Origin of the sequence: Cytobacillus firmus DS1 (assembly GCF_000565285.1) — a bacterium.
Classification (GTDB): domain Bacteria; phylum Bacillota; class Bacilli; order Bacillales; family Cytobacillaceae; genus Cytobacillus; species Cytobacillus firmus_A.
The window spans coordinates 247,862-260,768 of the sequence record NZ_APVL01000001.1 but is presented as its reverse complement, the minus strand read 5'-3'; the positions used below and the strand labels follow the sequence as shown (position 1 = coordinate 260,768).

The 12,907-nt window shown below is 45.2% G+C and carries 10 protein-coding genes; 2 read left to right on the top strand and 8 right to left on the bottom strand.

All coding sequences use genetic code 11. The annotated features are described in order from the left end of the window. The first annotated feature begins 96 nt into the window (after positions 1-96). Positions 97-1,779: a membrane protein gene (locus PBF_RS01310; RefSeq protein ID WP_035326073.1), complete on the top strand. Its 1,683-nt coding sequence runs from the start codon at positions 97-99 to the stop codon at positions 1,777-1,779. A 40-nt stretch (positions 1,780-1,819) separates the two neighbouring features. On the opposite strand, the gene PBF_RS01305 is transcribed toward PBF_RS01310, so the two are convergent. From PBF_RS01305 to PBF_RS01285, 5 genes are all read right to left on the bottom strand, one after another. Beyond that, entirely contained in the window at positions 1,820-2,665 is an 846-nt protein-coding gene (locus PBF_RS01305) for an STAS domain-containing protein (protein WP_035326071.1), read from the bottom strand. Positions 2,666-2,743: 78 nt separating this feature from the next. Then, the gene (locus tag PBF_RS01300; protein ID WP_035326069.1) at positions 2,744-4,057 is read right to left on the bottom strand and encodes an MFS transporter; all 1,314 of its coding nucleotides are present in this window, start codon (positions 4,055-4,057) and stop codon (positions 2,744-2,746) included. Between the two features lie 302 nt (positions 4,058-4,359). After that, complete coding sequence (dctP, locus tag PBF_RS01295; protein ID WP_035326067.1) at positions 4,360-5,649, bottom strand: C4-dicarboxylate transporter DctP; 1,290 nt, start codon at positions 5,647-5,649, stop codon at positions 4,360-4,362. Between the two features lie 122 nt (positions 5,650-5,771). Then, on the bottom strand, positions 5,772-6,458 hold the full coding sequence (locus tag PBF_RS01290) for a response regulator (RefSeq protein WP_035326065.1): 687 nt from the start codon (positions 6,456-6,458) through the stop codon (positions 5,772-5,774). Next, positions 6,448-8,040, bottom strand: a complete 1,593-nt coding sequence (locus PBF_RS01285) for an ATP-binding protein (protein WP_430515275.1) — start codon at positions 8,038-8,040, stop codon at positions 6,448-6,450. Before PBF_RS01285 ends, PBF_RS01290 begins: the two co-directional genes overlap by 11 nt. A 90-nt stretch (positions 8,041-8,130) precedes the next feature. Here PBF_RS01285 and PBF_RS01280 point away from each other — a divergent pair, with 90 nt between their 5' ends. Beyond that, the gene (locus tag PBF_RS01280) at positions 8,131-9,186 is read left to right on the top strand and encodes a TRAP transporter substrate-binding protein (protein ID WP_035326058.1); all 1,056 of its coding nucleotides are present in this window, start codon (positions 8,131-8,133) and stop codon (positions 9,184-9,186) included. Positions 9,187-9,244: 58 nt separating this feature from the next. Here the strand turns inward: PBF_RS01280 and PBF_RS01275 are convergent, their stop codons facing one another. The 3 genes from PBF_RS01275 to PBF_RS01265 all read right to left on the bottom strand — a co-directional run bounded on the left by PBF_RS01275 (position 9,245) and on the right by PBF_RS01265 (position 12,865). Beyond that, positions 9,245-10,438, bottom strand: coding sequence for a class I SAM-dependent rRNA methyltransferase (locus tag PBF_RS01275; protein WP_035326052.1), 1,194 nt, complete (start codon positions 10,436-10,438; stop codon positions 9,245-9,247). 107 nt (positions 10,439-10,545) lie between these two features. Continuing rightward, a complete protein-coding gene (locus PBF_RS01270) occupies positions 10,546-12,069 on the bottom strand; it encodes an acetyl-CoA hydrolase/transferase family protein (RefSeq protein WP_035326050.1) in 1,524 nt (507 codons plus the stop codon). A gap of 130 nt (positions 12,070-12,199) precedes the next feature. Beyond that, positions 12,200-12,865: a LytTR family DNA-binding domain-containing protein gene (locus PBF_RS01265; RefSeq protein ID WP_430515272.1), complete on the bottom strand. Its 666-nt coding sequence runs from the start codon at positions 12,863-12,865 to the stop codon at positions 12,200-12,202. Between the last annotated feature and the right edge of the window lie 42 nt (positions 12,866-12,907).

Below are 12,907 nucleotides of genomic sequence, written 5' to 3'. Positions count from 1 at the left end.
CCAAAGATAACTTACAGTGGTAGTTTTTTCTTTATGAAACTTTTTTGCCAGCCGCCCGTATTAACTACTAACGAACTTATTTTAGGAGAGATTATTATGGGAAATATTTTTATTTTTTCACTGATTGCCGGACTGGCGATTTCGATCCTGCTGATTCCGTTCAGCTATAAACCGAAGGCGAAGGAAAAGGAGGGCAGGAAACTGGGAACCGGAATCATGGCTGCCACTGCCGCTGTATCTGTGCTGCTTGTTTTTGCCGTGTATTACTTCACCAGCTTGGACCGGAACTTGACCAGTTTGTGGCTGTTTGCGGTTATCGCTTCTGTAATCGGGGCAGTTATCGCGACCGGCCGAGAGCGTATGATCAAAACGGGTGTGTTTGTCCTTAGTTTAGCTGCAGGGGCTTTCTTTCTGACAGCTTTCCTGTTTAATGCGGATGATAAATTTGAAAGTGCCAAAATGAAGGAAAAAACGGAGATTGAAACGTTTGATGAAAAAGAAACACCGGCAAGCGTACCGCCTAAGTTTGCGCGCAATAAGATGAAGAAGGCTTTCGGGCAGGTCCCGAATACGAGTTATTATGAACTTGGCAGCCTGCAGATCCAGAAAGTCAATGGAGAGTATGTTTATATTGCGCCTGTAGAGTTTTCCGGCTTTTTCAAATGGTGGAATGGAGATAAGACACCAGGCTATTTTAGAATTAGTGCGACTGATTCCTCAGCTAATCCAAAGTTTGTGAAAAGCGATATGGTGTACACACCATCTTCTTATTTTAATAAAAATTTAGAGCGCCATATCCGGATGCAGTATCCCCAGGCCATCTTTTACGGAGATGTGCAGCTGGAAGTGGATGACGACGGAAAGCCATTTTATATCCGTTCATATGGAGAGTTTATTTCGGCGAGAAATGGCTTTGATGTTCAAGGGGTGGTCATGGTTGACCCGCTGAACGGGCAGACGAAGTCTTATAAACTTGCGGATGTGCCGGCCTTTATTGATGGAGCAGTTTCCCCTGAGACGGTCAGTCTGCAGAACAGCTATTTCGGGAATTATGTCCATGGATTCTGGAACAGCAAATTCGGAAAGTCCGATGTAAGGCTTCCATCAGATGAAGGAACAGAAGCCAATGTAAGCCCTATTTTTGATGAAAACGGCGACATGTACTACTTCACTGATTTTACGAGTCCAAAAGAAGGCGTTGATTCAATGCTTGGCTATTCTCTGACAAATTCAAGGACTGGAGAAGCGACCTTCTTTACAGGCAATCTTGAGGAATCATATATGGATTCGCAGGGTGCCCTTCAGATTATCGAGAAAAAATTCATCGAGAAGAAATGGAGCGGGGAAATGCCTGTTCTGTATAACTTCTACGGTGAAGCGAGCTGGCTGACGCCTGTTCTTGATGCTAACGGATTCCTGCAGAACTACTTTATTGTATCAGCTGCCAATCCGGAAATATCCGCTTATGGAACAACGCCCAATGAAGCATTGCGTTTGTATAAAACTGCTCTTCAGCGGGGTGGCGGCACGGTAGACGGAAGCTCGAAAGCAGAGGAAAAACAGATAAGCGGCACTGTGGTGCGGGTGTACAAGGAGAAATCGGGTGATTTCACGGTCGTATCATTCCTTCTGGACAACCGCCAAAGCTATGTGGTTTCATCTGAAACCGTGCCGATGGCCATTTATCTGCAGGAAGGCGATCAGGTCAACGTTAACTATTTGGATACAGGTGATGCATTCCTGCCTGTGAAGGAAATGAGCATTAAAGGATTGGAATAAATGAAAAACACGATGAAGATTATCTTCATCGTGTTTTTTATTACCCTGCAATGATATTTGCTGATTTAATGGCACTGGAAAGCGTGGATTTGATGCTTACATGATCAAATGACAAACCGAGCTGAACTGCGGTCTGGGCAATTTCAGGTCTTAAGCCTGAGATTGTGGTCTTTACGCCGATCAGGCTTAGCGCTTCGATCAGCTGGAATAGCTGATGGGCTACCATGGTATCGATCATGACTACGCCTGAAAGGTCAAGGAACAGTTGGCTGACGCCTAATTTATTGCATTGCTGAAGTGTATTTTCAAGCATGATTTTCGCTCGTGCTGTATCAATATCACCGACAAGCGGCAGAAGTGCGATATCTTCTGTCAAAGAAATGACCGGAGAACTGAGCTCAAGGATTAAAGCCTGCTGAGCCTGAAGCCTCTTCTGGGAATGGTTATTATATTCTTCTGTGAACCAGGTTACCACTTCCCCAATGGTTCTGATGATCATCCTGCGCCATAAGGCGATTTGTTCTTCATCATATTGGCCCTGATTGGTTTCAACGAACTGCTCAAGCAGGTTCAAATACTGTTCCTGGGTGTTGAAGAACTCCTGCAGAATCATCTCAAGAGGTGTGCGAAGATGTTCATCATCCTGCGCCACTTTGACAATCCAGGCTTCCAAATCATTAAAGAACGCTTCTTCTTCTTTATGGAAGACCTCGGAAAACTGCTTGTGGAATTCATAATTTTGCTTTTTGACTTTTTCAATTACAGCTGGGTCTTCCGAAGTATAAACCCCGCCGCTTTCTTCTTTGTTCACATTTTTATACCATTCTTCTGTTAAATCCCAGGTTTTCTTAAGGAAAAATTGATATAGATAATGATTACGATGCATGCCCGTCTCCCCTAACAGAACTGTTATTTCAATATTATTATTTTAACCGAAGAGAAATAAAGTGTCATTTTTAAGCTCCTACCTATTTTCGGCCAATTCCCTGCTGGTTGCATACTGATAGTCTGCCCCCTGCCTTGGAAGCATTATGCTTAAGGCTGAGGCGAATACCAGAAGAATGATGGATGCAATGAAAGAACTGTCATAGCTGCCAGTCACATCAAATAATACACCAGGGACGAAGGAACCAATAGCAGAACCCAGCTGATGGCTCAAATAGATCCAGCCAATCACCGCTCCGGCGGACAGATGCCTGAAATATTCCGCAGCCAGTTTCATGGTCGGTGCGACAGTGGCAAAATTGACAATTCCAAAACTGACGGCAAACAGAATGAGCAGATGGGACTGAGTGACAAAAAAACCAAACAAGGAAGCATCATTTACGATGATGAGCAGAAGAACAATGGTTAACGCCCGCACCCCATAGAGAAAGGCAAGGATTTTTCTGCAATTCCACTTGTCTGCGAGGAACCCCGAAACAACAGTTCCAAGAATATTAAAACCGGCCAGCAGGCTGACAGCGGCTCCCGTTACGCCTGGCGTAAATCCGCAATATTGGGCAAAGGGAATAAGATGCGTATCCATCAGGCCGGTAGTAGTGACGCCGCACACGAAAAAAGGGAGCATGAGAAAAAGGAATTCTTTCCGCTTTAAGAGCTGGAATATGGATAGCGTTCCTTTTGGTGCTTCCTTTTTTCCCAGCTTCCCCTTCTCACTTTCATTCACTTTCGCTCCATAAGCATCAATGTGAAGATCCGCCGGGTTCGAACGGATGAAGAGCAGAAGAAGAGGAAAAATGATCACAATCAAAAAACAGCCTAGTACAAGGACGGTAGCCTTCCAGCCGAGCTGGTCAATCAGGAATAATGACAGCGGGACGAGAATAAGCTGTCCTGCGGCTGTGCCTGCAGACATCAGTCCCATGGCCATGCCCTTTTTATCGGCAAACCAGGTCGCCACTGCCATAGTTCCCGCTACATTGGATGCACCGCCAAAGCCAACAGAGGCGATGACACCGTAGATAATCATCAGCTGGACAGGATTGGTGGTAAAAAAGGTCAGAAGTGTTGAAAGGCCAATAACCAATATACTAAAGGACAGAATATGACGGATGCCGTATTTATCAATCAGCCGTCCGACATACGGCTGTGAAATAGCAAAAACAATATAGCTGACAAATGCTATAAAGGATATAACACTGCGATTCGCGGCAAACTCTTGTTCCCATGGAGCCATAAAGGCCCCGAACGATAATCTGACACCCTGCGCGGCAAGCAAAGCCAAAAACGTCAGCACTAAAATTATCCAAGCATAATGAACCTTTAAGCGCTTCACGATGTGAACCTTCTTTCCGGTGACAGGCACCTATACCAGTTGGGCCAACTGGTATAGGTGCCTGTCACTGTTTTTTAAAAATAATATACCACACAATTTTTAAAACTTTCTAAATTTTGTTTGTGTTTCGCGTTTATTCAACAATTTACTTTCAATCAAACGTTTGATTGAAATGACAAGAAAGTCCTACCATTTCTCATTTTTTCCCGGGAAATAGCTGCAGGAATTGTCGTCTGCTCAGCAGGGTTTTCGACAACAATTGAGGAAAGGCCATTCCCCTCAGCGGGGAATGGCCTTTCCATTTATACTGCCTGCTTTTGCTGATCCTGCTTCATTAATTTCATTTCACTGATGGCTTTCTTAGCCTTATTTTCATCAAATTCATTTTCACTCTTTGCTACAACCATCGTTGCGATTCCGTTTCCGATCAGGTTCACGATTGCTCTTCCTTCACTCATGAAGCGGTCTACGCCAAGAAGAAGCGCCAATCCTTCAAGAGGAATAACCTGAAGGGCGGCAAGCGTCGATGCCAATACGATAAATCCGCTGCCGGTTACACCTGCGGCACCTTTTGAAGTCAGCATGAGCACTAATAGAATGGTAACCTGCTGGCCGATTGTCAGATCCACACCGAATACCTGGGCAAGGAAAACAACAGCCATGGAAAGGTAAATCGATGTACCGTCCAGGTTAAAGGAGTACCCTGTTGGGATAACAAGACCTACAACTGATTTGGAGCAGCCGATGCGCTCCATTTTATCCATCATTCTCGGAAGCACTGATTCTGATGAACTTGTGCCTAATACGATTAAAATTTCATCTTTGATGAACTTCAGATAATTCCATAAGCTGAATCCGTACATTTTGCAGATAATATTTAAAACAACAAAGATAAATAAGAACATCGTCACGTACACGGAAATCATCAGTTTGCCAAGCGGAACAAGTGATGCCAGTCCGAAATGCCCGATTGTATAGGCCATGGCTCCAAATGCTCCAAGCGGGGCTGCCTTCATGACATAGCCGATAATTTTAAAGAAGACTAATGATAGCTTATCCAAAAATTCAATGACGATTTTGCCCTTTTCACCAAGTGCAGCCAAACCGACACCAAATAAGATAGAGAAAAATAATACCTGCAGGATATCCCCTTTTGCAAAGGCATCCACCATATTGGAAGGAACAATATGTGTCACAAACTCAATCCAGTTGATGCCCTCTCCGCCATTGGATGTATACTGTGAAACATCTCCTTTTTCCAATTCATTAAAGTTCAGGCCTGCACCTGGTTTAATGACATTAACGACGATCAGACCGATCATTAAAGCAAGTGTAGTAACAACCTCAAAATAGATGAACGCTTTACCGCCAACCTTGCCGACTTTTTTCATATCACCCATTTTGGCGATTCCAAGGACGATGGTCAGGAAAATAATCGGGGCGATGACCATTTTGACTGCGTTGATGAAGGTATCACCTACAGGCTTCATTTCTTTACCGACTTCCGGCCAAATCAGCCCGACCATAACACCGATAAAAATAGCCGTTAACACCTGAAAGGTTAAATTTTTATAAATCCGCTGCTTCTTCACTTTTGTCTCATCTCCTTTTTCTAACTATTCATTCTATTAGAAATGATAGCGTTTTCAGATAAAAGCGAGAAGTTTATGGTCATAACGGATATTTTGTTCATTTTGGTCTCGGAATGTGATAACTAAACTATGACATAGCGATTGACAGGCCTGCCCACGCCCCCGTACTGCACATCCAGCCGGATCGCACCCCTTTTTTCAAGATAATCAAGATAGCGGCGGGCGGTGACTCTTGCGATGCCGATTCCGTTAGCGACCTCTTCGGCAGATCGGGGTTCGGTCTGCTGCTGCATAAATGCTGTGATTTCATTTAAGGTGAATTCATTGAGCCCTTTTGGCAGAATGGTAGCTTCCTTTTTCGCCTGCCTGGCATAAATCAGGGCATCGAGCTGCTCCTGTGACAGTGTGCCCGATTCCTTCAGGCTCTCCCTATAATGGCGGTATTTTTCGAGAGCCTGCTGGATCCTGTTCAGCTTAAATGGCTTGATAATATAATCCCTGGCGCCGTTTTGAAGCATCAGCTTAATGGTTTCCTTATCCTTTGCAGCGGAAACGACGATGACATCTGAATCGAGGTGCTGCTTTCTAAATTCCTGAAGGGTTTGAATGCCATCTTTTTTCGGCATAAAAATATCCAAAATAACCAGGTCAGGCTTCAGTTTTTTCGCAAGGCTGATTCCTTCCTCACCATTTCCGGCTGCCGCAATGATCGTGAATCCTTCCACACTTGCAATGAATTCTCTATTCACTTCCTGGACCATTGGGTCATCTTCAATCAGCAGCACATTGATTTCTTCTTTAACCGCCATATGCTTCTCCCTCCGCTTCCATTGGAAAAGTGATCGTAAAGGAAGCTCCTTCATCCCGGCCTGTTGAAACCTCGATCGCTCCTCCGCCTTTTTCTGTAATTTGTTTGACAAGGTAAAGCCCATAGCCTGTCCCGCCTGATTTATTGGCGGTAAATCCTTTTTCATATAGCTTCGGCAAAATCGCTTCCTCTATCCCGCTGCCGTTATCTTCCACCAGTACCGCACAAATCTCATCGGTCTGTTCAATGCTTATATCAATTTTTCGATCTTCACGTTCACTATGCTCAAAAGCCCCGAAAGCATTCTCAATCAGATTGCCCAGAAGCAGAACAAAGTCATGGTGATCCAGACGGTTTGGAAACTCATCCAGATTGCTGTTGGGGTCGATGACTACCGTGATGCCCAATTCCTTTCCGCGCCGCACTTTGCTTAATAATAGGCCTGCAATGGCATCGTTCCTGATTTTATCGCTGAGGAAATTCGAAAGGTTTTCCTGCTCTTCAGATGCATCAAACGTCAGCTGAAGTGCTTTGTCTGCTTTCCCGAGCTGGATCAATCCGGCAATGGTATGAAGCTTATTCATATGTTCATGATTCTGCACCCGCAGTGCCTCTACAAAGCTTTTCACACCGGTCAGCTCTTCGGCCAGCTTCGTCACTTCCGTGCGGTCCTGGAAAATAGCCACAGCTCCGATCATTTCATTGTCTTTCCGGATGGGAATTCTGGTGCTTAAAATGACCTTGCCGCTTACAATGATTTGTTCATTATAGACAGCACGATTCCTTTCTACAATCTCCGGAAGCCTGGTATCTTTTAGCACGGCCCTAATATTCTTGCCTGCGACTTTCCCGGACACATTAAAAATTTTCTTTGCCTTCTCATTGAAAATCGTGATGTTTTCCTGGTTATCAATCGCGATTACGCCTTCATTGATCGAATGGAAAGTGGCTGTCCTTTCCTCCAGCATCCGTTTGATTTCATAGGGCTCCAGCTGGAACATCTGCTTTTTAATATGATTGGCAAGCATTAAAGAGCCGATCAGTCCAAATATGAGCGTTAAGAGGACAATAATGCTGATTTCGTCTGCCAGATCTGCGATGATCTCCGTAATCGAAGGGATCTTATTGCCGACAACAACCACACCAATTTGATTCAGGCTTTCATCTTTAATCGGTATGAATGCGCGGATAAAGGTGCCGACGTCTCCCTCTGCCTTTGAAAAATAAATATGCTCGGCAAAAGCCGGTTTCTCATCCTCACCAGATGAAGGCCTGCCGATCAGTTCCCTGACCGGATGGGAATAGCGGATGCGCTCCATATTCATGATCACAATATAGTCTGTTTCATTAATGATCCTGATTTCTTCTGCAACTTTGTTAACCGTCTTCCAGCCCTGCGGCTGCAGGATTCCTTTTTTCACATCTGTCAGCTCTGCCACCGTTCTGGCTGTATTCATCGACCGTATCCTCAGTTCCGTTTCTTCCTGCTCCTGGATGTTTGCAATTACGACCATTCCGCCAATCAATAAAGAAAAAATAACGACTGCATAGGACAGGATGGTAATCTTCCAGCGGATGGGCATTTGATTCAACAAGGGTCCCTCCCTTCTGCCTTTACGGATAGAATTCTTGTAAGTATGATAACATTAATAATTTTAAAAAGGAGGATTCAAATGAAAAGCGCCGCAGGCTATATTCTCCTTGCCGGCATGGTTTTGCTGCTGGCTGCCTTCTTTGGCTATCAAAGCTTTTTTCCAAGGGAAGAGATTCCCTTTGATGATGACCAGGAAGGACTTAAGGATCAAATTGTCTTCAAGTTCAGCCATGTGGTGGCTGAAAATACTCCGAAGGGCCTTGCCGCCCAAAGGTTTGCTGAGCTTGTCGCCGAAAAATCGGATGGCCATATTAAAATAGAAGTGTTTCCAAACGGCAGCCTTTATTCTGATATTGAAGAAATTAATGCGCTTAAGGAAGGTCAGGTTCACTTTATTGCCCCTTCCACCTCCAAGCTTGGCATGCTTTCTCCGCGATGGGGCGTGCTGGACTTGCCTTTCGCGTTCCCTTCGCGTGAAGCTGCACTTGAAGGCCTGAATGGGGATATCGGAAAGCAGCTTCTGGATTCTCTTCAGGGGGACGGCATTAAAGGGCTTGCCCACTGGCCCAATGGATTTAAGCAGATTACTTCGAATCAGGGTCCTATCCAAAAACCAGAGGATCTGAAAGGGCAATCCTTCCGTATCATGCAAAGTGATGTGATATCGGCCCAATTCAGCCGTCTTAAGGCAAAGGCTATTCAGGATTCATTCAATTCCACTTACAAGCTTCTTGAAGAAGGCGATGTGGATGGAGAAGAAAATACCATTTCCAATATCTACTCAAAGAAATTTTATAACCTGCAAAAGCATATGACAATCAGCAATCATGGTTATCTTGGATATGCCGTGATGATGAGCGGGAAGGTCTGGAATGAGCAGAGTGAGGAAACAAAGAAGATTCTGCTAGAGGCAATGGAAGAAACAACTGAATGGAACAGCCGGATGGCTTTTGACATGAACGAAAAACTGCTTGAAAAAATCAAACAGAATTCCTCCATTCAGATTCATGAACTCACACCGGAAGAAAATCAGGAGTGGCAGGCTGTGCTGGATCCCGTCTATGAAGACTTTTCACAGGAAATCGGGAAGAACCTGGTGGAAGAGATGAAGGAACTGCGGGCTAAATATGAGTAAAAAGGTGACAGGCACCTATACCAGTTGGCGAAGTGGTATAGGTGCCTGTCACCCGTTGTTACAGCTTCTGTATGAATGCTACTTTAAGGTAGTCTCCTTCTTTGAATTCCTTAATGGTGCGGAAGTCTTCAGGAAGGGTGAATTCCTCAAGGATTTTGTAGCGGTCACCTGTTTGGGCAAACGCTTTTTTGATAAAGTCTTTGAACTTATTCATATTGAATGTGCTGCAGTTGGATGAGGCCACAATGATTCCGTTCTTTTCAGTGATCTGAATCGCCTGAGCGAGCAATTCCGGATAATCTTTTCTGGCGCTGAAAGTATGCTTTTTGGAACGGGCAAAGCTTGGAGGGTCAAGAATGACCATATCAAATTTCAGCTGCTTCCGGACAGCATATTTGAAGTAGTTGAACACATCTTCCACAATGATATCCTGTGCCTCAAAATCAATTCCGTTGACGCTGAACATTTCGATGGTTTTGCTTTTGCTGCGGTTGGCAAGGTCGACACTGGTTGTCTTCACTGCCCCCCCTAATGCAGCGGCAGCTGAAAAAGCACCCGTATAAGAGAACGTGTTCAGGACCTTTTTTCCTTTTGCATACTTGTCCCTGATCGTCTTCCGGACATGCCTCTGATCAAGGAATACACCTACCATAGCGCCATCATTCAGATAAATGGGAAAGCTGATTCCATTCTCCTTCACCATCAGCGGAAAAGATGCCCGCTCTCCTGCTGCAAAATCATCGTCCTCTATATAAGTGCCTTTTACAGCAAACCGTTTCTTTTCATATAATCCTTTTACATCAGCACTTTTCATGAATGCCTGGATCACCGCATCCCTGAACGTATAAATGCCTTCGCTGTACCAGCTGATCACATAAAAGCCATCATAATAATCAATCGTGATGCCTCCGATTCCGTCTCCTTCTCCATTAAAAACCCGAAAGGCGGTTGTATCGGGATCAAGGAACAGAGCTTCCCGCCTCCTTAACGCTTCCTGGAATTTCTTCGCAAAAAATGCTTCATCAAAGGTTTCCTGAGGATTTCGCGACAGTATCCAGCCCCTGCCTTTATTCTGCTTTCCATAATATCCTTTACCTATAAACCGGCTGCTCTCGTCAGTCAGCTCAATGACCGCACCCTCTTTGATGCCATTCGGAATCCGCTGCACCGACTCCTCCGTCACAAGCGGATAGCCATCCCTAAAACTATTCTTATATTTAGAAGCCGCGATTAATTTGATAGCATTACTCATAAATTCACCCAATCATTTTGTTAGTATAGCTATCATTGTAACATTAAAAGTGACAGGCACCTATACCAGTTGAATGAAGTGGTATAGGTGCCTGTCACCATCTCTCTTCACTGACGGGCAGCAGCTGCCGCTGTTTCTTTCAGCATGGTTCCATTCTTTGCAAAGTCTGTGTGCCAGGACAGCGCCTTTTCCAGTACGTGCGGAGTCTGTCCGCCTCTTGTGAGGGCTTCCCGGTAATATTCGCGAAGCTGGTCGCGGTACAGCGGGTGTGCGCAATTTTCGATGATCAGTTCGACGCGCTGCCTTGGCGCAAGCCCGCGCAGATCCGCATAGCCCTGTTCTGTCACAATGACATCGACATCATGCTCGGTGTGGTCGACATGGGAGACAAACGGGACGATGCTTGAAATCTTGCTGTCTTTGGCAATGGATTTTGTCACGAAGATCGCCAGCCGCGCATTTCTGGCAAAATCGCCGGATCCGCCGATCCCATTCATCATTTTCGTTCCAAGGACATGGGTGGAGTTCACGTTTCCATAAATATCAAGCTCCAGTGCTGTATTGATCGAAATCAGGCCGAGGCGGCGGATGATTTCAGGATTGTTGGAAATCTCCTGCGGACGCATGATTAAACGGTCCCTGTACCGGTCAAAGTTCGTGAAAACTTCTTTCATTTTTTCATCTGATAGAGTGATAGAACAGCAGGATGCAAATTTCACCTTTCCGGCATCCATCAAATCAAATACCGCATCCTGCAGCACTTCTGAATAGACTTCCAGATTATCAAACTCAGAATCAAGCATTCCATAAAGCACAGCATTCGCCACCGACCCGATACCTGACTGCAGTGGTGCCAGGCTATTTGTCAGCCTCCCTGCTGCAATTTCCCCGCGGAGAAATTGCAGCAGATGCTGTGCCATAATGGCGGTTTCTTCATCCGGCGGCACGATTGTCGACGGAGAATCCTGCTGATTCGTGAATACGATACCCCTCACCTTATCCAGATCCACTTTAATTCCCGGAGCACCGATACGGTCGTCAGCTTTCTTCAGCGGGATCGGATTCCGCTCCCCCTGCCTGCCAGGTTCATATAAATCATGCAATCCTTCCAGCTGTGTAGATTGGGCCAAATTGATTTCAACAATGATATGTCTCGCATTTTCCGCAAAAGACAGCGAGTTTCCGATAGAAGTAGACGGAATGATCAGCCCTTCCTCTGAAATAGAAACCGCTTCCAAAATAGCGAAATCAATAGGATCCATAACATTGGCGCGGATAAGCTCTGCCGTGTGGGATAAATGCTGATCGACAAACAGAAAATCCCCCTGGTTAATCCCTTTTCTCATAGTCGGATCGGCCTGAAATGGCAGCCTTTTTCCCAAAATCCCGGCTTCCGCAAAAAGCTTATCCACATCAGATCCCAAAGAAGCACCCGTGTAGACATTTACTTTAAAGCTCTCATGTTTGGCACGGTCCGCTAGCGCAAATGGCACCGCTTTCACATCACCCGCACGGGTAAATCCGCTTAACCCAAGGGTCATCCCATTCTGTATCCAGGATGCTGCTTTTTCCGGTGTAACTACCCGGTCATGCAGGCGGCTGTCGCGAATCCGTTCTAAATGTTTCTCCATGATGCTCATCCCCTCTCAAGATATATGTAATCATTCTACCCGGATAAAGAGGGAGCCAGGAATTTTCCGGTTATCTTACGGAAAATTCCGATAAAACAGCAAATTTCACAGCTGAAACAGAAAGAATTTTCTAAAAACCGAGCATTTTCCTGAAATAGCTGGAATAGGACTGGCTGACAGGCACCCGGTCCCCATTTTTCATGACGAGGAGAAAGGTGGAATGGGTATCAGGAAAGATTTCCTTGATTTGATTGACATTTACAATGAATGAGCGGTGACAGCGGATGAAACTGTCCTTCGGCAGTGAATACTCAAAATCCTGAAGCGAATATTTATGGGTACCTGAATGCCCGCCAGTATGTACATAGGTCTTTTTATCCTTTGCCTCAAGGTAAACAACCTCGGAAAAAGGAATCGGAATCCAGCCATCATTCGTTTTCATCGTCACAACCGATTTGCCGTCCGTCAGAGCCGGAAAAATGGCGGTTACACAGCCCTCAAGCTTCCCGTCATGCAAAAAAGGCACGGCCATGCCGTGATACGGAACACCAAATACATCTCGGTCAATAAACTCCGACACTCTTTGCTGTGTCCCTAAAGCCTTATAGGCAATGGTCCCTTCCTTTACCATGTCCCCCGGCCTTATTTTCAAATCGATGCGCTTGCTCGGCCGGTAATAGATATATTCACTCGTATTGGAAACCGCTATGGAAATCTCATCTGAAAACAGCTCTCCAATTACATCCAGCAGCGATACAACTGTAATGCTTTCCACGTTCTTTTCAGCACCTTTCATGATGATGGCTTTTTCTTATTTTACAAGTTTTCGGAGGGGGAT